The sequence below is a fragment of the Nitrosomonas sp. Nm58 genome, assembly GCF_900107335.1.
Classification (GTDB): Bacteria; Pseudomonadota; Gammaproteobacteria; order Burkholderiales; family Nitrosomonadaceae; genus Nitrosomonas.
Genome location: NZ_FNPQ01000045.1, coordinates 1 through 19,113 on the forward strand (window position 1 = coordinate 1; position 19,113 = coordinate 19,113).

General features: G+C 44.4%; 22 protein-coding genes, 3 tRNA genes, 2 pseudogenes and 1 riboswitch. Of the genes and pseudogenes, 12 read left to right on the plus strand and 15 right to left on the minus strand.

Annotated elements, in window-relative coordinates; all coding sequences use genetic code 11:
• Positions 1 to 112 precede the first annotated feature (112 nt).
• Genes BLW34_RS17070 through BLW34_RS15720 form a run of 4 tightly spaced genes read right to left on the minus strand, consistent with a single transcriptional unit; the run spans position 113 to position 1,009 of the window.
• Positions 113 to 322 (minus strand): hypothetical protein, encoded by a 210-nt coding sequence (locus BLW34_RS17070; RefSeq protein WP_256203793.1) that lies wholly within the window; start codon positions 320 to 322, stop codon positions 113 to 115.
• Positions 322 to 519, minus strand: coding sequence for a hypothetical protein (locus BLW34_RS17075; RefSeq protein ID WP_256203789.1), 198 nt, complete (start codon positions 517 to 519; stop codon positions 322 to 324). Before BLW34_RS17075 ends, BLW34_RS17070 begins: the two co-directional genes overlap by 1 nt.
• 12 nt (positions 520 to 531) lie before the next feature.
• Positions 532 to 798: a hypothetical protein gene (locus BLW34_RS17080; RefSeq protein ID WP_256203790.1), complete on the minus strand. Its 267-nt coding sequence runs from the start codon at positions 796 to 798 to the stop codon at positions 532 to 534.
• A gap of 31 nt (positions 799 to 829) precedes the next feature.
• Positions 830 to 1,009: a hypothetical protein gene (locus tag BLW34_RS15720; RefSeq protein WP_143037925.1), complete on the minus strand. Its 180-nt coding sequence runs from the start codon at positions 1,007 to 1,009 to the stop codon at positions 830 to 832.
• Between the two features lie 29 nt (positions 1,010 to 1,038).
• Here BLW34_RS15720 and BLW34_RS12635 point away from each other — a divergent pair, with 29 nt between their 5' ends.
• The gene (locus BLW34_RS12635; protein WP_090580219.1) at positions 1,039 to 1,251 is read left to right on the plus strand and encodes a M48 metallopeptidase family protein; all 213 of its coding nucleotides are present in this window, start codon (positions 1,039 to 1,041) and stop codon (positions 1,249 to 1,251) included.
• Between the two features lie 182 nt (positions 1,252 to 1,433).
• Positions 1,434 to 1,886, plus strand: coding sequence for a DUF4124 domain-containing protein (locus tag BLW34_RS12640; RefSeq protein WP_090580222.1), 453 nt, complete (start codon positions 1,434 to 1,436; stop codon positions 1,884 to 1,886).
• A 47-nt stretch (positions 1,887 to 1,933) separates the two neighbouring features.
• On the opposite strand, the gene BLW34_RS12645 is transcribed toward BLW34_RS12640, so the two are convergent.
• A complete protein-coding gene (locus BLW34_RS12645; protein ID WP_090580225.1) occupies positions 1,934 to 2,332 on the minus strand; it encodes a hypothetical protein in 399 nt (132 codons plus the stop codon).
• A gap of 302 nt (positions 2,333 to 2,634) precedes the next feature.
• Here BLW34_RS12645 and BLW34_RS12650 point away from each other — a divergent pair, with 302 nt between their 5' ends.
• Together BLW34_RS12650 and lpdA are read left to right on the plus strand one after the other, a co-directional pair.
• Positions 2,635 to 3,900: a glutamate-5-semialdehyde dehydrogenase gene (locus BLW34_RS12650; RefSeq protein WP_090580228.1), complete on the plus strand. Its 1,266-nt coding sequence runs from the start codon at positions 2,635 to 2,637 to the stop codon at positions 3,898 to 3,900.
• Between the two features lie 46 nt (positions 3,901 to 3,946).
• Positions 3,947 to 5,692, plus strand: a complete 1,746-nt coding sequence (gene lpdA, locus BLW34_RS12655; protein ID WP_090580231.1) for a dihydrolipoyl dehydrogenase — start codon at positions 3,947 to 3,949, stop codon at positions 5,690 to 5,692.
• A 10-nt stretch (positions 5,693 to 5,702) separates the two neighbouring features.
• Here lpdA and BLW34_RS12660 read toward each other — a convergent pair whose 3' ends face one another.
• Positions 5,703 to 6,656 carry a LysR family transcriptional regulator gene (locus tag BLW34_RS12660; RefSeq protein ID WP_090543524.1) on the minus strand — a complete coding sequence of 318 codons (954 nt, stop codon included), beginning with the start codon at positions 6,654 to 6,656 and terminating at the stop codon, positions 5,703 to 5,705.
• A gap of 312 nt (positions 6,657 to 6,968) precedes the next feature.
• On the opposite strand from BLW34_RS12660, the gene BLW34_RS12665 reads away from it, so the two are divergent.
• On the plus strand, positions 6,969 to 7,367 hold the full coding sequence (locus tag BLW34_RS12665) for a hypothetical protein (protein ID WP_090580233.1): 399 nt from the start codon (positions 6,969 to 6,971) through the stop codon (positions 7,365 to 7,367).
• A 122-nt stretch (positions 7,368 to 7,489) separates the two neighbouring features.
• On the opposite strand, the gene BLW34_RS12670 is transcribed toward BLW34_RS12665, so the two are convergent.
• Both BLW34_RS12670 and fur read right to left on the minus strand, forming a co-directional pair.
• A complete protein-coding gene (locus BLW34_RS12670) occupies positions 7,490 to 7,993 on the minus strand; it encodes a hypothetical protein (RefSeq protein ID WP_090580237.1) in 504 nt (167 codons plus the stop codon).
• Positions 7,994 to 8,017: 24 nt separating this feature from the next.
• The gene (gene fur / locus BLW34_RS12675; protein ID WP_090580240.1) at positions 8,018 to 8,461 is read right to left on the minus strand and encodes a ferric iron uptake transcriptional regulator; all 444 of its coding nucleotides are present in this window, start codon (positions 8,459 to 8,461) and stop codon (positions 8,018 to 8,020) included.
• A 74-nt stretch (positions 8,462 to 8,535) separates the two neighbouring features.
• Between fur and BLW34_RS12680 the strand changes: the two genes are divergently transcribed.
• From BLW34_RS12680 to BLW34_RS12690, 3 genes are all read left to right on the plus strand, one after another.
• Complete coding sequence (locus tag BLW34_RS12680) at positions 8,536 to 8,961, plus strand: outer membrane protein assembly factor BamE (RefSeq protein WP_090580242.1); 426 nt, start codon at positions 8,536 to 8,538, stop codon at positions 8,959 to 8,961.
• Positions 8,962 to 9,096: 135 nt separating this feature from the next.
• Positions 9,097 to 9,903: a 4-hydroxy-tetrahydrodipicolinate reductase gene (gene dapB / locus BLW34_RS12685; RefSeq protein ID WP_090580245.1), complete on the plus strand. Its 807-nt coding sequence runs from the start codon at positions 9,097 to 9,099 to the stop codon at positions 9,901 to 9,903.
• 32 nt (positions 9,904 to 9,935) lie between these two features.
• On the plus strand, positions 9,936 to 10,763 hold the full coding sequence (locus BLW34_RS12690; RefSeq protein ID WP_090580248.1) for a symmetrical bis(5'-nucleosyl)-tetraphosphatase: 828 nt from the start codon (positions 9,936 to 9,938) through the stop codon (positions 10,761 to 10,763).
• Here the strand turns inward: BLW34_RS12690 and BLW34_RS12695 are convergent.
• The 7 genes and pseudogenes from BLW34_RS12695 to gcvT all read right to left on the minus strand — a co-directional run bounded on the left by BLW34_RS12695 (position 10,684) and on the right by gcvT (position 17,279).
• Complete coding sequence (locus BLW34_RS12695) at positions 10,684 to 11,361, minus strand: lysophospholipid acyltransferase family protein (RefSeq protein ID WP_256203791.1); 678 nt, start codon at positions 11,359 to 11,361, stop codon at positions 10,684 to 10,686. The genes BLW34_RS12690 and BLW34_RS12695 overlap by 80 nt on opposite strands.
• Positions 11,362 to 11,629: 268 nt before the next feature.
• Complete coding sequence (locus tag BLW34_RS12700; protein ID WP_090580254.1) at positions 11,630 to 12,565, minus strand: carbohydrate kinase family protein; 936 nt, start codon at positions 12,563 to 12,565, stop codon at positions 11,630 to 11,632.
• Between the two features lie 120 nt (positions 12,566 to 12,685).
• Positions 12,686 to 14,155, minus strand: coding sequence for an aminomethyl-transferring glycine dehydrogenase subunit GcvPB (gene gcvPB, locus BLW34_RS12705; protein WP_256203792.1), 1,470 nt, complete (start codon positions 14,153 to 14,155; stop codon positions 12,686 to 12,688).
• A pseudogene (locus tag BLW34_RS12710) lies at positions 14,155 to 14,280 on the minus strand (lipid hydroperoxide peroxidase); the annotation flags it as partial. The gene gcvPB and the pseudogene BLW34_RS12710, both read right to left, overlap by 1 nt.
• Positions 14,281 to 14,335: 55 nt before the next feature.
• The gene (gcvPA, locus tag BLW34_RS12715) at positions 14,336 to 15,697 is read right to left on the minus strand and encodes an aminomethyl-transferring glycine dehydrogenase subunit GcvPA (protein ID WP_090580260.1); all 1,362 of its coding nucleotides are present in this window, start codon (positions 15,695 to 15,697) and stop codon (positions 14,336 to 14,338) included.
• Between the two features lie 57 nt (positions 15,698 to 15,754).
• Positions 15,755 to 16,144 (minus strand): glycine cleavage system protein GcvH, encoded by a 390-nt coding sequence (gene gcvH, locus BLW34_RS12720; protein ID WP_090580264.1) that lies wholly within the window; start codon positions 16,142 to 16,144, stop codon positions 15,755 to 15,757.
• Between the two features lie 43 nt (positions 16,145 to 16,187).
• A complete protein-coding gene (gene gcvT, locus BLW34_RS12725) occupies positions 16,188 to 17,279 on the minus strand; it encodes a glycine cleavage system aminomethyltransferase GcvT (protein WP_090580267.1) in 1,092 nt (363 codons plus the stop codon).
• A 42-nt stretch (positions 17,280 to 17,321) separates the two neighbouring features.
• Positions 17,322 to 17,425: riboswitch (glycine riboswitch) on the minus strand.
• Positions 17,426 to 17,809: 384 nt separating this feature from the next.
• On the opposite strand from gcvT, the gene BLW34_RS12730 reads away from it, so the two are divergent.
• The 4 genes and pseudogenes from BLW34_RS12730 to BLW34_RS15725 form a co-directional block, all read left to right on the plus strand.
• Positions 17,810 to 17,886: transfer RNA gene (locus BLW34_RS12730), tRNA-Pro, on the plus strand.
• Between the two features lie 41 nt (positions 17,887 to 17,927).
• A tRNA-Arg gene (locus tag BLW34_RS12735) sits at positions 17,928 to 18,004 on the plus strand.
• Positions 18,005 to 18,070: 66 nt separating this feature from the next.
• Positions 18,071 to 18,145, plus strand: a tRNA-His gene (locus tag BLW34_RS12740).
• 885 nt (positions 18,146 to 19,030) lie between these two features.
• Positions 19,031 to 19,113 (plus strand): annotated as a pseudogene (locus BLW34_RS15725) (IS5/IS1182 family transposase); the annotation flags it as partial.

Here is a 19,113-nt window from a genome sequence, read left to right on the forward strand (position 1 = left end):
GTCGCCACGCACCAGAGCAGGACGCTTCTCAGGAGCAAGCCCTTCGATCAGCTGCCGCAGACGGGGTAGGCTATGCTTGGCGGCATGGGATTTACCGCTTTGCACTTCGACATCAAGCACCAGGCGAACATTGCTGATTAAGTAAAGTATGCAGGGTGTGGCTTGGTCGCCCTGGCTTCCTGGGATTGTAGCCGATCTCAGCGCCTGCCTGATGGCCGTACAACAGCTTGACACTGGTATCAGCATCAAGAATCCAAGCAGTATTCAAGGCCTCGCGAGTACTCTCACCTAGCGCCGTGTCCATCCAGATCGTGCTCTTCATCAGCTGGACCATACAGGCCGCGCGCGTTGCGCGTCATCACAACGCTTGGGTAAATTCGGTGCAAGCGCACTCAGCGCGCGGCGTAAGCTCTCATCGCTCATGATCTTGCCCATGCCGAGTATCTCAGGCGCAACTTCGTCTCCTCGTAGCCCAGCGATGTGTGCATAGCGTCGCTGCCCATCAAGAATGGATAGCAACCAAGTGCCCAGTCAATCAACCTCGGCAGGCGCATTAGGACTCGTGTAAGGGAGCGGGCACCCCTCTACCCAGCGGCTAAATAAACCACTAACTTCCAAAAACTCAGCAAAAAATGCCAACTGACCCAAAGCCGTAGCACTTCCGTTTTCGTCCCAGCGTACGTGAAATCGACCACCAGGAGTCAACAAACACATCTCCTCTGCAGCTGGCACCATCTCCTGCACAGCGCTGCCTATCGCCTTCACCACCTCTTTTTCCTCAAAACCCTCTTCACCCATTGGGTGACTCCTTTATTCAACCATAAAACCTTTACAGTACTATGTTTGCAGCTGTTTTTATAGGTTCAACTGAGGAAAATAAGTTTAATGTTCCTTTAGGTAAAGATAGTCGCTTCGCTGCTTCAACCAGAGTTAATCCACTTTCTTTAAAAAACTTGACCGATTGTTCGCGGAACTCCTGGCTATATCGTGTTCGGGGTAATTGTTCCATCTATATCCTACATTTCATGTCTATATTTTATGAAACTTTGGACTCCACAAAACTCAGCATACCTCATAATTAAGGCGCCTATGTTCGTGATCGATTATGTGGTCGTGCATGAGCTGGCTCATCTGATCGAACAGAATCATACGCCGCATTTCTGGAATATTGTGCGAGCGCAGATACCTAACATGGAGAAAGCGAAAGCGTGGTTACTCAAGAATGGAGCGCTGCTGGAGCAAGATTTGTAAACGAAAAGGTGCAATACGGCAGACTGGTTCATTCGCGCCGGTTGTCACGGTGAATATGAACGGAAATTCATGTGCTACAAATCAGTAACGCATTTAAATTCTCGCAAATTGGCCGGGTTTTTTTATTACCTCATAAAGTTCAAATAAATTTGCTCGATACTTTTTGTTTTAGGAGAAAAGTCATGCCAAATGTCATGATTGTGATTTTATTGCTGCTCTTTACTGGAAACGCAAACGGTCAGGTATACAAATGGGTAGATGGAAGGGGAAAGGTGCAATACTCTGATCAACTGCCGCCTGCTGGCGCGAGCAAAAATGAAAAAATGATCAATATCCGCTTCTCCTCTCAGTCTGCCAATGATGAGGGTAAAGATAGCACAAAAGATGCAGCAAAGAAGGAACAAACACGGAAGGAAAAACGTGCCACCCAGGAGGAAGCAAAAAGTAAACAACTGACGGAAGCGAACATGAAAAAAGAGAACTGCCTGAGAGCGCGAAGCAATCTGGAATTGCTCAGAAATTCCGAGCGTTTGTCAGTGCCGGATGGCAATGGTGGCGTCATTGATGTGGACGATCACCTGCGTCAGCAGTATACGGCTGAAGCCTTAAACAATATTGCCACGTACTGTCAGTAATGAAATCCGGGGATGCATCAATGCAAGCATCAAAGAATTCACAGACTTCATTTCTTGTGCTCATTTTTCTTCTTTTTGATCAGCCAATAAGCAAAGCCGCCAATGCCTCCAAGCAGGAAGCCTAACGGGCCGGTTATAAAGATACCCAGTAGCGGGCCCTGGTTGGCCTCTGGTGTTACAATCATGGGGCCGAAGAAGCCTGCACAAAATCCGATAGAGCCCAGCACAATGGCGCCTAGAAATAGGCTCGAGACAGGTCCTTCTGGAATGGAGCCGAGTTTTTTCCAGCTATACAAGCCAACACCGCCTGTGCACAATGACGCGATCAGGTTAAGTACCCATGTGGGTTCCATGGACGGTATGAGTGAAATTGAGAACCAATAGGTGAAGAAATAGGTGGCGGGTACAATGACCAGCATTGCCAGAATACGAAAAGGAAGTGTCATGCTGGCACACCTTCGAATTTAAACCTGAATAACATTAATATGCTGGAATACACAAAACCTTCCATTATGGTAGCGCATCGATTAGCTTTTATTGTAACTGGGTTTAGCAGGCTGTGTTAGAGCTTGTATTAGAACGATCCATAACCAAAAAAGCATGTGCTAGCTGGATGTGGCAATGTAAAATAATAGGCTATGTTGCTCACGTGTACTGGACAGAAGCCACTGTCAATCCCGGCTAGAGAGATTTTCTGATTGGCTATCGAGCTGCCGCAGTAGGATATTGCTCATTTTGGAGTTATTTGATGGATATCACAAATATTAAAGTTTACATGCAAGCGGTTGGTCAGAACGCCCGGGCTGCTTCGCGTTTAATGGCAAAAGCGGATACGGCCAGCAAAAATCGGGCGCTGATGGCGATGGCCGAGGCTATCAAGCGCGATGAGAAAAATTTGTTGACAGCAAATGCGCGCGATCTCGAGAATGCTCAGGCTAAGGGATTGGGTTCAGCCATGGTTGACCGTTTGGCGCTTTTTGCCAAGAGTATCGCAAGTATGGCCGATGGCTTGCGACAAATTGCCGCCTTGCCGGATCCCATTGGGGAAATGAGTAATTTGAATTACCGTCCGTCCGGTATACAAGTGGGTAAAATGCGCGTGCCATTGGGTGTGATCGGGATTATTTATGAAGCGCGGCCAAATGTCACGGCGGATGCAGCCGGCTTATGTCTGAAAGCGGGCAATGCGGCTATACTGCGCGGTGGATCGGAAGCGATGCATAGTAATCAAGCCATTGCCACGTGCGTGAAAGAAGGGTTAAGGACAGCAGAGTTACCAGAAATGGCAGTACAAGTGATTGAAACCAGCGATCGTGCGGCGGTTGGTGAGCTTATTACCATGAAAGAATTTGTTGACATCATTGTGCCGCGGGGTGGGAAAGGACTGATCGAGCGCATTTCCAATGAAGCATGCATTCCCGTGATCAAACATCTGGATGGGATTTGCCATGTCTATATCGATGACCAGGCTGATCTGGACAAGGCCATTCGCATTGCCGATAATGCCAAGACGCAGCGTTATGGCACCTGTAATACCATGGAAACCTTGCTGGTGCATGAAGGGATCGCCAAGCAAATCCTGCCGCTTCTCTGTAAAATTTACTTGGAAAAGGGAGTGGAGTTGCGAGGTAATCAGGCAGCGTGTGCCATTATCCCGCAAATGAAGTTGGCAATGGAAGAAGACTGGCGCACCGAGTATCTTGCGCCTATTCTGAATATCGGTATCGTGAGTGGGCTGGATGAGGCGATCGAACATATTAATACCTATGGGTCTCAACATACCGATGCGATCGTGACGGAAAACTATAGCCATGCGCGTCGTTTCTTGCGTGAAGTTGATTCGAGTTCGGTCATGGTTAATGCTTCTACGCGCTTTGCAGATGGTTTTGAATATGGACTGGGCGCAGAAATTGGCATTTCTACCGATAAAATTCATGCGCGCGGTCCGGTAGGATTGGAAGGGCTCACGAGCCAGAAATTTGTCGTGTTAGGCGATGGCCAGATACGACAGTAATAGATTGATAACCTAAAATCTTCTCAATTTAAAAATAACAAGAAGTATGGCAAATCTAATTAAAGTGGAAGTTCCCGATATTGGCGACTTTAAGGATGTTTCCGTTATAGAGGTGCTGGTTAAACCGGGTGATAAGGTTGAGCAAGAAACTTCATTGATTGCGCTGGAAACGGATAAAGCGTCGATAGAAGTGCCTTCTCCTCAAGCAGGAATTATTAAGGAGATGCATGTCAAGGTGGGGGACAAGGTATCGCAGGGGTCGCTTATCGTCACGTTAGAAGCGATCACTTCCTCAACTGAGGCGACAATCACTCAAACCAGTGTCATTGATGACACTACGATATCCGATTTGAGCGAGTCTCAGTCAGTTATGACTACGCGTGACAGCCTGCACGCCGAGGTGGTTGTGCTGGGGGCGGGGCCTGGTGGCTATACGGCGGCCTTTCGTGCGGCTGATCTGGGTAAGCAGGTTGTGCTGATTGAACGTTATTCGACGCTGGGCGGGGTATGTCTCAATGTAGGGTGTATTCCCTCCAAAGCGCTGCTGCATGTCGCGAAAGTGATTACTGAAGCTAAAGAAATTGAGCAGCAGGGCGTCGTTTTTGGGAAACCCAAGGTTGCTATTGGCGAGCTGCGAGCATGGAAAGAATCGGTTGTTGGCAAACTTACTAAAGGATTAACTGCATTAGCCAAACAGCGCAAAGTAGAAATTATTCGAGGTATCGGTAAATTTGTTTCTCCTCACATGATTGAAGTAAATACCGAAGAGGGTATAACAACAGTTTCATTCGATCACTGTATTATCGCTGCGGGTTCAAGTGCGGCGCGTATTCCGGGTTTTCCTTATGATGATCCCCGGATGATGGATTCTACTGATGCATTGAAGCTGGCAGATGTTCCCAAAAAGATGCTTGTCATCGGCGGTGGCATTATTGGTCTGGAAATGGCGACAGTGTACGATGCGCTTGGCAGCCAAATAAGCATCGTCGAGCAAATGAATCAGCTTATTCCTGGAGCCGATAGCGATCTTGTCAAACCGCTTTATAAGCATTTGTTAAAGCGCTATGAAGCAATTTACCTTAACAATAAGGTCAGTAAAATCGAGGGGGAGAAAAAGGGATTAAAAGTATTTTTTGAGGGCGATCATGCGCCTGAACCTCAATTATATGATTGCATTCTGGTTGCAGTCGGGCGTCGTCCTAATGGAAAGATGATTGGAGCAGAAAATGCCAATATTCAGGTAAACGAACGGGGCTTCATTCCAGTGGATATGCAAATGCGTACCAATATCCCGCATATTTTTGCGATTGGTGATATTGCCGGGGAACCCATGCTGGCACATAAGGCGACTTATGAAGGTAAACTTGCGGCTGAGGTGATTGCTGGGCATAAGGTAGCCTTTGATGCGCGCACTATCCCCTCGGTAGCCTATACTGATCCAGAGATTGCCTGGATGGGCTTGACTGAAACTGACGCGAAGAAGCAAGGAATTGATTATGAGAAAGCGGTGTTCCCTTGGGCGGCCAGTGGTCGCGCGATTGCTATGGGACGTGAAGAAGGCTTTACCAAGTTACTATTAGATAAAAACTCTCGTCGAATACTGGGTGCCGGCATTGCGGGGGCGCATGCGGGTGAGTTGATCGCAGAAGCTGTGCTGGCATTGGAGATGGGCGCTGATATGCAAGATATCAGCCTGGTCATTCATCCTCATCCGACATTGTCTGAAACAATTCTTTTCTCAGCAGAAATGGCAGAGGGAACGATAACTGATCTGTATATGCCAAAGAGATAGCTTGGTAATTTTATACTTCAATTGAATCTGACCGGTTGTTTTTGAATTCGGATTGTGCAGACGGGCTATCCCAATAGGGTACCTCACCAATACGGGCTGAAAGAAAATCAATAAATGAACGAACTTTAGCCGGCAGATAACGGTTAGGCAGATAACACGCATAAACATAGCGTTTTACCGGTATATATTCAGATAATACTGCTTGCAAATTTCCATTTTGCAGCTCTTTCCCGATCGTGAAAGTAGGTAACAGAGCGATCCCTAAACCGCCAAGTACGGCTTGAGAAAGCGCATCGTCATCGTTAATACGCAGAGTTCCTGAGACAGGTACTGCAATTTCCCCTTCTGGCCCATTAAAACGCCAATAACCCTGCTCACCCGAGAGGGTATAGTCAAGGCAGTTGTGCTTGACCAAGTCACTCGGCGTGAGCGGTACACCGTGTTTGTAAAAGTAGTCTGGTGTGGCACACAATTTCCGGCGTGCAGGTGCTAGCTTCCGCGCAACCAGATTAAGATCCGGTTCGCCTGTTACGCGAATGATCACATCGTATCCTTCTTCCACGATATCCACTGGACGATCCGTAATGGTCATATCGATCCGGATTTCAGGATAGCGTCCAAGAAAGTCAGCAAGGGCAGGTGCAACGTGAAGTGTGCCAAATGCCACTGATGCACAAACCCTGAGCATACCGCGCGGTTCGGCATGCAAGCTAGTGACGACTTGTTCTGCATGCACAGCTTCCTCCAAGATGCGGATCGAGTGTTCCGCAAATGTTCTGCCTACTTCAGTCAGACTGAGATGGCGTGTGCTACGATTAAGCAATCTTGCGCCCAGATCAACCTCAAGCTTGGCAACAGCCTTACTTACCGCAGATCGCGAAGTATCCATGCGACGAGCCGCTTCTGCGAAACTACCTGCTTCTACAACACGGGCGAAAGTAGCAATAAGATTAAGATCTTGCATAAATAAACCTCCTGCTAAAATCAGAATTATTTCATTGTATCCTAATAAACTACAATGTAGTTCGTTTTAGCCTACTTATTTTTTGATCATCTTATTAATATTATATATCTTTAGAAAGAGGGTGTGAATTAAATCATAAGAGTTTCATATAGTTCCATTGAAGTAGCAGAGGGATTTTATGAGTACGTATGATATGACTGGCAATTGAGACGTTATTCCTCTAATTATAATTTAAGTCTAACACTGTAGACAGAAAAGAACGTATTGCTAGTGTAATTATTCTAAGCGGAGCATAAATAGGAATTTAAAGGTATGAGCATGACGAAAATTAAATTGTTTAATTTAATAATTTCGCTGCCTCGAGTGTTTCTGATCCATATACTGGCTTTTGTTATTTCTCTCAGCTCTGTGACAGCGGTTGCTATAGCTGCAGGAAATTCTTATAACATTATCGAAGCTGCCAGAGCCGATATAGAAATTGAAAACTGTAGTCACTTGGGAAAAGTTTGGGGAACCTCAGATTGGGGTAAATCATCCAAGAATGCAAGGAAGCATAAAGCAGAAGATAAGGTCTTGAAAATGGCCGCAGAACTTAATGCCACCCATCTTGTATGGCGCGAACACTCAGCAGGATCCGATTCTTACCCACAAGCTTCTGGCGATGCTTATCGTTGTGTAAATGAGAGAAAACCTGATATCGCTAAGAAATAAAGTAAAACTGCAAATGAAATAATTAATAATAATAAATGTAGTTTAGATTGGAGCGTGACTAAATGGCCTGTAGTTTGTATTTAGCCAAAGTCACGCTACTTTATTTTATATCCAATAAATTTTTATTGGATATCTTCTTGCTTACTTCGTTTTAAGTCACCTATTTGTTCCATCAGGATTTTTTTTTCGGCTTCCAGTCCCAAGTATTGTGTATAGAGCTGATCCATATCCGATGTGTATTGTCGTATTCGCTTCTGGCGCTCTTGCTTGTTCTTTACCATTTCCTCGTAACTTGGTGGAGACCCACCGATATTTATTTCAGGTAAAAACTCGCTCATAGGAGCTGTTCCAGTTTGAGGATATGTTCCAATTTGAGGCAAGGAAGTGATTCCTTCTTCCTGTCTTAATTCATAACGACGGAGCTCTTGTTTCATTTGGAATTGCTGAAAGGCATTCTGTTGATCCTGGTGGATACGTAACAAGCTGGTTTCTAGCTGACGAATTTGTTCATCAATGACAGACTCCGCCTGTGTTGAAAGTGAGATCAGCAGCAGGCAAAGAAGAAGCACTAACTTTACATTACACTCATAATCGATACTGATAAGGCGAGATGTCATCAATGTCATATTAGTAATCTTATATTATGTATTTCATAATTTTCGATATGGACAATCTGATTTAGTGCAATCTGCATAGAGGGATAGTGAGTGTTCCTGCAGATTGAATCCACGATCTTTGGCAATTCTGATTTGGCGCTTTTCAATTTCTGCATCATAAAATTCTTCTACACGCCCGCATTGTAGACATACTAAATGATCATGATGCGAGTCGCTGCTTAGCTCAAACACTGCTTTGCCACTTTCAAAATGATGACGTTCAAGTAAACCAGCTTGCTCAAACTGAGTTAACACACGGTAGACCGTTGCAAGACCAATATCTTCACCATCATTAAGTAATTCTTTATAGACATCTTCTGCCGACAGGTGACGAACTGAGCTATTCTCAAACAGATTAAGTATCTTTAGGCGGGGTAGGGTCGTTTTTAAGCCAATTGTTTTGAGGTCAATACCTTTGAGGTCTTCAGATTTGCTCATAGTTTAATCAGTCCAAAAAATTATTTGCTGTATCATATAGTGCTTAGTTTGCTTTGAAAACACTCGCGCTTAGTATGCACTTAAAAACACCATTGTTACTCGTTGCTTCTTTATTGTTTGGTTGTGCTTATATTCCAACGGTTCCATATAAAATTGATATCCAGCAGGGTAACGTAGTTACTCAGGAAATGATAGAGAAATTAAAACCGGGTATGACCCGGTCGCAAGTGCGTTTTGTATTGGGAACACCACTTATAATCGATGTTTTTCATAATAATCGATGGGATTATTTTTATTATTCTGCACCACGTGGAGTGTTATCTGAGAAACGAAAGCTGACAGTCATTTTTGATGGCGATCGACTTTCTCATCTTGAAGGAGATTTCTCACTTTCCACCTCTTCAGATAATGTGTTGCCGGTTGCACCTCATATCAAGGAAGAAAGTCAGCAATACATGGAAGAGGATCATGATGTGAGTGATGAGATTCCTAGTAATTAGTCTATTAGAATGTTCTATAGTAAATGGTGGAGTGCTATTGATCATCTTATTTGATTTGCGCATACCTAGTCAGTTCATATTCACTAAGGGGTAAAATAGAATTAAAATGATTAATGATATTTTTTCTAGACATCAATGACAATTCTGAATATTGCCGTAGCTGGAAGTACCGGGCGCATGGGTAGGGTGCTCCTGGAAATGATCGCCGAAGCGCCAGATTTGCAATTATCTGGCGCATTGGAACAAAAGAATAATCCATTCCTGGCAAAGGATGCGGGTGAACTGATTGGGGTGCCTTGTGGTGTTCCGATTAGTAGTGATATTGCTTCTGCACTATCCGGTAGTGATGTGTTAATAGATTTTACTCGTCCTGCAGGTACGCTTGTTCACCTTGCAATCTGTCGTAATGCTGGCATAAAAATGGTTATTGGTACGACCGGGTTCTCAGCGACTGAAAAAGAAGAACTCAAAGCAGCATCGAAAGATATTGCTATCGTATTTGCACCGAATATGAGTGTTGGCGTAAATGTCATGTTCAAATTATTGGAAGTTGCCGCTAGTACGTTACTCAATGAATATGATATAGAGATTGTGGAAGCACATCATCGGTATAAAGTGGATGCGCCCTCGGGCACTGCATTGCGTATGGGGGAAATTATCGCGGAAACGCTGAATAGGGATCTTGCAAAAGTCGCTGTTTATGGACGAGAAGGTGTTACTGGCGAGCGTTCTCCTGAAACGATTGGTTTTGCCACTATTCGTGGTGGCGACATTGTAGGCGATCATACAGCAGTTTTTGCAGGAACAGGTGAGCGTATAGAAATAACGCATAAGGCCAGTAGTCGCAAAACGTTTGCTGTGGGCGCATTACGCGCTGCCAGATTCCTTTCTGCTCAACGTAATGGTCTGTTTGACATGCAAGATGTGCTAGGCTTGCGGTAAATAAAATGGGATCGTAATTATCCGGTTTCATTATGGCGACTTATGTTATCGGCGATGTGCAAGGTTGTTATGAGGAATTCCAGCAACTTGTTGAATTGATTGGGTTTAACTCTGAGAGAGATAAATTGTGGCTAGTCGGTGATCTCGTCAATCGTGGGCCGGATTCATTAATCTTATTGCGTTTTATTATAAAGCTAGGCAGCGCTGTTATTCCGGTGCTGGGTAACCATGATTTACATTTGCTTCTGGTTGCTGAAGGTTTAACTAAACTGCGTTCAAGCGATACATTGCAGGCTATTCTGGATGCGCCTGATTGTCATGATCTGCTGAGATGGTTGCGCCATCAAAAACTGCTTTATGTTGATGATGAATATGCCTTGGTCCATGCTGGTCTATTGCCATCCTGGGATATCTCCCAAGCAGCAGAGCTCGCACAAGAGGTAGAAACAGCACTATGTGGGGAAAATTTTTATGAATTTTTTTCTCATATGTATGGAAATGAGCCAAATTTATGGCGCAACGATTTAACTGGCTATGATCGCTTGCGCGTTATCGTTAATGCGATGACCCGCCTGCGTGTTTGTACGCCAGAAGGTAGAATGGACTTCTCATACAAAGGCCAGCTTCACTCCATTCCCAAGGGATATCTACCCTGGTTTGAGGTACCCAATCGTGCCAGCAGATCGACTACAATCATTTTTGGTCACTGGTCCGCACTCGGTCTACAGATTAGAGGAAACTTGATTGCGCTGGATACTGGCTGTCTTTGGGGAGGAAAGCTTACTGCGATACGCTTGGAAGATCGGAGAGTCTTTCAGGTATCTTGCGCACAACAGTCAGTTGCAGCGCTTCAGAGATAGCATGCTCTGCCAAGCGTGTTAATTCTCGTCGATTCTTGTCTTCGCAGTTAATGGGATCCAAAAAGGATAATTCTGCTTTAATAGCAGGTTGCATTAGAATAAGTCTCAGCGATTCCAATATAGTCACGTTAACATAGGCCACACTTGTATTACGTGCTCCAGTGATATCGCGATAATCAATCGCAACTGGATGAAGAGATGCTTGCACGGTTACTGCAGATTGGAGTAGGGAAGCATGAAAGTGCAGAAGGACTGTTCCATCGCTGGTTGTACCTTCTGGAAAGATCGCGATACTATCCCCGGTAACAAGTGCTTTGACGATGTCTTGGTTAACGCGTATCGTATCATTACGTTTTTCGCGTTCGATGAAAATCGTTCCTACATTACGGCATAATATATTAAGCAGTGGCCAACTGAGGACCTCAGATTTGGCTACAAACCTAACAGGATACATTGTCAGAATAATCATGATATCCAGCCAGGAGATATGATTGGCAATTAATATGACACGTTGCTCATCTTCAGGAGGTAAGGGACCGCTACAGTTTAATTTAACGTTCAGAATCCCAAGCAGATTTCCCGCCCATTTCCGCACCATATATCTTTGTACGGGCCGATTGAAATACGGATAAGCTATGGACTGGAGCAAACCAGAGAAGATATGAAGCAGCAGCCTGCCAAACCGTAAGATCTGAATTATTTTAGAAGTCGAGGTGCTATTCATGAAGTCATAATAATGGTTAGTGCACCGTATCGCTCAAATAAAAACCTGACTCGCCTAGCGGTTTCTGCGATTCACCTCTATTAAATTCATAATGTACCTTACTTTAGTTACAGTAGATTGATATCAACTTTAATTTGAGTACCTAGAAGATTCGATTTCCAAATATTTCAAAATAAAGCTGATCAATTTCGTCTCGACTAAATCGATGATTCTGCCCACCACGGTATGCAATTTTGATGGCGCCTAACAGCGAAGCAAGCTGTCCTGTTGTTTGCCAATCCATGTTAGTAGCGATGCCATAAAGCAACCCTGCTCGGTAAGCATCGCCACAGCCAGTAGGATCTATGATTGCATCAGGCTTAACACAGGGAATTTCAATCTGGCGGCCTTCAGCATAAATAATTGAACCTTGTGCACCTTTAGTAACGATCAGGGCTCTAACCCTATTTGCAAGCTCACGCAACGTGTATTTCGTTCGTTCTTGCAATAATTGGCCTTCATAATCATTGACTGCGATATAGTCGGCCTTATCAACAAAATCAATCAATTCATCACCGCTGAACATGGGTAGTCCTTGACCAGGATCAAATATAAAGGGAATACCGCATTCTTGAAACTCGCACGCATGAGCAATCATTCCATCACGACCATCAGGTGCAATGATGCCTAGATTGATATTCATGGCATCTTTTACAGAGTTATAGTGTGAAAAATTCATAGCACCAGGATGAAAAGCCGTAATCTGGTTATCATCTAGATCAGTAGTAATAAATGCTTGTGCAGTAAACGCATTGTTTATTTGGCGAATATAGGTTTTAGCCAAATTCAGTTTTTCCAGACGGTATGCATAAGGCTGGAAGTCATCACCCACTGTTGCCATCATTAGTGGATTACCGCCTAGCATATTTAGATTGTAGGCAATATTGGCGGCACACCCTCCGAACTCGCGTCGCATGTCAGGAACGAGAAAAGCTACATTTAGTACATGAAGTTTGTCGGGCAGAATATGATGCTTAAAATGGTCTTTGAATACCATTATGGTGTCATAGGCAATAGAACCACATATAAGGGTATGCATTATTTCTAAGTTCTGGGACTGAAAAGTGGTTAGAAAAGCTTCTCCCCAAGCAGGATGATCAGAATCTAAGCCAGCCAGCCGGGGAGTCTATTAATGGTCACGAAATGCCAGCAAGATTAATTACGGCTTCCAAGTTAAATCTAATTCCCTGGCAGCTTTGACATCATCCAGTTTACGTAGCGGCATATCATGTGGTGCACTTTTAACCATTTCTGGTTGGTTCTGAATTTCCACAAGAATCTCTTTCATAGCGGCAACAAATGCATCTAGCGTTTGTTTGGATTCTGTTTCGGCAGGTTCAATGAGTAGACACTCAGGAATCAATATTGGGAAATAGGTAGTAGGTGCATGATAGCCTTTATCCAGCAGCCGTTTAGCTAGATTCATCGCAGTGACGCCTGTTTCTTCTTTAATATCTTTTAGCGTAACGATAAATTCATGACTTGCGCGACGTGTTGGGAAAGCAATTTCAAATCCAGCTTTACTCAATTCTGCCATTAAATAGTTGGCGTTGAGTGTGGCGTATTTGGAAACACGGTGCATGCCTTCTGCACCCAGTAAGCGTACATAAATATAAGCGCGCAATAATACTCCCGCATTACCCATGTGTGCGGACAGCCGGCCGATTGTTTGCGGTACATCTTTTTCCGTCAACCAGCGATAGACTCCCTTTTCATGGGCAACTATAGGGATGGGTAAGAATGGCAGTAAACGTTCTGCAACACCTACTGGGGCAGCACCGGGGCCTCCTCCGCCATGGGGCGTTGAAAAAGTTTTATGTAAATTAATATGAATGACATCGAAGCCCATATCCCCTGGTTTGACTTTACCCAAAACAGCGTTAAGGTTAGCACCATCATAGTATAGAAGTCCCCCGACCTCATGAACAATGCGACTCATCTCCGAAATATTTTTCTCAAAAACTCCGAGTGTTGATGGATTTGTCAACATTAAGCCAGCAGTCTGTGGGCCGACTGCTGCTTTCAATGCAGCCATATCGACATTGCCTTCTTTATCTGTGGGTATTTCTACTACCTTGTATCCGCACATGACAGCAGTAGCTGGATTGGTACCATGAGCGGCATCAGGTATGATGATTTCTGTACGTTCTTTATCATTACGCGCTTCATGATAGGCGCGTATCATCATAACGCCAATTAATTCACCTTGTGCGCCAGCCATAGGCGTCAGACTGACGCCTGCCATCCCGGTCACATCTTTCAATATTTCCTGCAATTCGTACATACAGGCTAGAAAGCCCTGTCCTGTATCTTCAGGTGCTGATGGGTGCCGAGCCAGAAATTGCGGTAGCATAGCTAGCGCATTGCAGGCACGAGGGTTATATTTCATGGTACAGGAACCCAATGGGTAGAATTCCGTATCGATCGAAAAATTCTTTTGGGAAAGACGGGTGTAATGACGTACAGCGTCCATCTCAGAAACTTCTGGAAGAAGCATGGGCGTCTTACGTAGCAGATTTTGTGGAATATTTTGCTTTTCTGCTTTAGTAGCCGGAGCTTGGGAATAATTACGCCGTCCTGGGCGTGAGTGTTCAAATATCAGCATATGAGTTTTACGCGATTGGAAAATTAATTCAAAGCAGCTAAAGCTGCATCATAATTGGGTTCATCTCTAACTTCTGGTACTAATTCGGGATGAATAACTGTATCGTTTTCATTCAGCACGATAACTGCTCGTGCAGTAATACCAGCAAGCGTAACCATGGTTTCCTTTATGAGTTCGACTGAATGAAAATAATGGAAAATTTAATTATTGGTATTTTTTAAGAATTTGCCCGAGTATCTTGCTGTACTTATTCAAATCATCAGCTGTCTTGGTTTCAGTGGCGCATACCATCAGAGTATTGTTTAATTCAGGGTAATGCTCCTGCAAGTTTAACCCTCCAAGAATATGCTGTTCTTTGAGCGCTTGCAGAATATCACTAACTGGTCCGGGTAGTGTCAGTGCGACTTCATGAAAGCTAGGGCCGCTGTAAGTTCGTTTTACACCAGGCAATTTCTCCAACAGCTCTACTAACTGCAACATGTTTGCATGTGATTGAGCCGCAACCCGACGTAATCCTTCAGGGCCTAATAAAGACATATAAATGGTCGCCGCTGTCACCATTAATCCTTGGTTAGTACAGATATTAGAGGTGGCTTTGGAGCGGCGGATATGCTGCTCACGAGCTTGCAAAGTCAGTACAAAACCAGGTTTATTATCTAAATCGACAGTTCTGCCGATGATGCGTCCTGGCATTTGCCGAACCAACTCATGCTTGCATGTCATAAACCCGAAATAAGGTCCGCCACTGGAGAGGGGAATGCCCAGGGGTTGACCTTCACCTACTGCAATATCCGCACCTTGAGTGCCCCATTCGCCTGGCGGTGTTAGCATCGCGAGCGCCATCGGGTTAACGACGGCGATTACGAGTGAATGTTTATCATGCGCCCAGTCAGTAATGGCATCGACTTGTTCAAGAATGCCAAAGAAATTGGGCTGAGGAACGACGAGTGCAGCGAACTCTTCTTTCCCAAATTGTTCAAGATGCTCAGGTAGAACCTGACCGGATTCTGGGCAGAAAGGGATTTCTACAACTTCGATATCTTGGTTACTGACGATAGCACGCAATACCTTGCGGTAAACAGGATGGACAGTTCGAGGTACCAAAATTCGGCGTGAGGTCTTGTGTTGGCGGACAGCCATCAGCGCAGCCTCAGCAAGCGCCGTTGCGCCGTCATATAGACTTGCGTTTGATACGTCCATGCCAGTCAATGAGGCCATCATTGTTTGGTATTCATACAATAGTTGAAGCGTACCCTGACTTGCTTCGGCCTGATAGGGCGTATAAGAAGAATAAAATTCGCCACGAGTAGTAATTTGCCAAACTGCTGCGGGAATATGGTGTTCATAGGCGCCAGCGCCAATGAAATTAAGATAAAACCCATCTTTCTGGGCACGCTCATGCATCAACCTTGATATTTCCATCTCACCCATGCCTGGGGGCACGTGGGTTAATGCGCCTGTCTTCAAGTCGGAGGGAATTTCATCAAATAATTCTTCAATAGAGCCTGCTCCGATACTTGCAAGCATCTCTACGACATCTTCTTCAGTGTGAGGAATAAATGGCATAATTGGTAGATTTTAAAATAATTTGAAGCAATGAATCAGTGAGAAAAGAATCGGGGATTAATGCGCTTCGCTTTCCAAAGCTTTTTCATATCCTTGCGCATCAAGCAAGCTTTCCAAATCAGCAATATTGGCTGGCTTTAATTTAAACAACCACGCATGATAGGGGTCTTGATTGATTTTCTCTGGTGAAGATTCGAGTTCGGAGTTCACTGCGACAACTTCACCTGCTAGAGGAGAATAAACATCGGCGGCAGCTTTGACGGACTCTACTACAGTACATTCTTCTTTTTGTGCGAGAATGCGTCCGATTTTGGGCAGTTCAACAAATACCATGTCTCCAAGTAATTCCTGAGCGTGCTGGGTGATACCTACCGTAACTGTACCATCACTTTCAGATTTCACCCATTCATGCGATTTTGTATATTTCAGTTGTGTTGGGATACTCATTTTTTATTCTCCAATATTAGGAAAGGTTTTGGTGATCTTGGCGTCAAATCAGAATTTGGCCATTTCGTACAAATGGATATTTTACGACTTTGGCAGCGAGTTTTTTATCTCGTATCAATACATGAACCTCTTCGCCGATGGCTACTTGTACTGGAAGGCGTGCCAAAGCAATTGACTGATTAAGTGTGGGTGAGAAACCGCCGCTAGTAATTTCTCCCTCACATTCACTTTGATTATGTTGTGTCATGACTTTCTGGTGGCTACGAAGCACGCCTTTATCCAATAATAAAAGGCCTACTAATTGTCGTTTGATAGCAGTCTGCAGAAGCGCTTGTTTGCCGATAAAATCCCGCTCACTTTTCAGATCCACTGTCCAAGCCAATCCTGATTCAAGCGGATTAGTCGCTTCGTCCATATCCTGACCATAGAGATTCATCCCAGCTTCCAAACGCAGCGTGTCTCGAGCACCTAATCCCGCTGGCGCTACGCCAGCTGCGTATAGCTTTTTCCAGAATGCGACTGCTTCGTTGGCTGGTAAAATGATCTCAAAACCATCTTCACCCGTATAGCCAGTGCGCGCAATAAAATATTGATCAAAAGTTGCTGATTGAAACTGCTTTAGATTTTCCGTGACAGTCTGAGCACCCGAGATGACTTGCCAAACTTTAGCCCTTGCATTTGGGCCTTGTATGGCAATCATAGCCAAATCGCGGCGTGGTTTTATTTCAAGATCTGGCGCAGCTTGATCGCGTTGTAAAGTAATCCATGCGATATCTTTATCTGCAGTCCCAGCATTGACTACTAATCTAAACCAAGATTCGGATAAGAAGTAGATAATGAGATCATCAATAATTCCACCGTCTGGATTAAGCATGCAGGTATAAAGGGCTTTACCTGATACAGTGAGTTTATCTACATTATTAGCAGCTAATTGCCGCAAGAAATTGCGAACATTTTCGCCTTGAATATCGACGACCAGCATATGTGATACATCGAACATGCCTGCATCTTGCCTCACCTTATGGTGTTCATCCAATTGCGATCCATAATGAAGAGGCATATCCCAGCCACCGAAATCGACCATTTTTGCATTCATGTCTCGGTGAGCTTGATTAAGAGGGGTGATTTTTAACACAGATTTTCTCCCTAAGATAAAAAATGAAGTCTTCTCATTTGACTTCACCCCTCTGTCCTTTTACCTGAGAGTTTTACGGTAGAACTCTGTCCGTGTGCCCCTTCGGTGGCTGAACTCACTGTTCGGCGCTCTCCAGATTGCCTGTCGCAAGCAGTTTTTTTAGTCAATACTGTTTCTATTAACTATACCTGAGCGATTCCGGGGGGGTTACGCCTTCGGCGGCGCTGAAGAAAGCGCGCTCTCCTGCTTGGATATAAAATGGCAGTTCGCCACTATACCTTAGCTAGACTAGCGAAACAAGATGGTTACATAACCATTCTTTTTTTCATGACAGGATATCGAAATGTTCTTTCTGGTATGTAGTGCATCTATGCAATCGTTATACGATCCAGAGTTTAATAAGATATACATGAGTTGGTGCATGTATTCGGTTTGGCATGTCAATCTGCAAAGGAAAAATTATTTGCTGAACTCGGAAGTAAATTGAAATTTGACGAATACCTTCTGAGAAGGTATATTAGCTGACTTTCCGGGGTGTAGCGTAGCCTGGTAGCGCGCCTGGTTTGGGACCAGGATGTCGGGAGTTCAAATCTCTCCACCCCGACCAGTTTTATGTACTACTGTGTTGGATTAAACCCGGTTTGAGTAGTGCCCGTAGCTCAACCGGATAGAGCACCAGCCTTCTAAGCTGGGGGTTACAGGTTCGATTCCTGTCGGGCACGCCAAGATTGCACTTTAAATTGCAAAAAATCATTTCTAAAGGTAATTAGAATACCTATTTATAATAGATGGTGGCTGTAGCTCAGTGGTAGAGTCCCGGATTGTGATTCCGGTTGTCGTGGGTTCGAACCCCATCAGCCACCCCAACAGCTTGAATTTCTTTTAAAACTAATCAAATATTCTTGAGTTAGGGAGGAGGCGATATGGTGAGCACCTCTAAAGTACATTTAAAATACTTGAGCTAAGATATTCAGCATAGTTTTTGTTTTTTGCTGCGGCGCATGAATTCCTGAAAACCGTTACTTTTTATTTGCTCAAAGACGACGAGCTAAACGATGACTCATCGCAAGCCGTAGCTCGCTGCGAATCGTATTGCTATATCTTGCTTTCATCTGCTTTCTTACTATCGGGGATGAGCGTATGCGCCCCACCTCAGATCGATCAAAGGAATTTGATATATTTTTTGTCGATGGTAATGCGGGCATCAACGCTGTTTTGTTCAATACATCCAAATTATTTTTGGGTAGATAGTCATTCTCAATACCCAACTGATTCCGCAGTCCGCTGAAGGTATCCTTATCCTGTAGTGCTGCCAGAGTCGATTTCTCTTTCTGCTAGTCATTGGCAGAGAGACTTAGGACTGGTTCGCGATAGTTTGGAAATCGGAGTTTTCGCAGAACCAGCCGTTGTAGGAGTAGTCAAGCTTGTCTTTCTTGTCCATGTGATGCCCATAATGAACGCTAGTCAGATAAAGATTCGGCTCAAAAAAACGCTTGTTCAGTGAATCAGAGAAGAAGCTACTTCTGATAACAACATGCTAAAGAAATTTTATAGAACACTGAACTGTCCCCCCTCAGTTATCTGTGCTTATCCCCATCTTGAAGGTCAGTTAGGCATGCCGCTAGAAAGCATCAACAAATACGACCTAAATTTTACATAAAATAGCTTATGGTGCAAGGAGTGCCGAATTCTTTATGTTAGAACCTGTTCAAAGTCTTTTCGTTTGACAGAAAAAGTGCGATATTTGCAGGATGAGAACAAGTTATCCAAGTGATATCAGTCGCGAACAGTTCGAGCAGATCCGCCCACTGCTGGAAAGTGCGCGCAAGAAGAC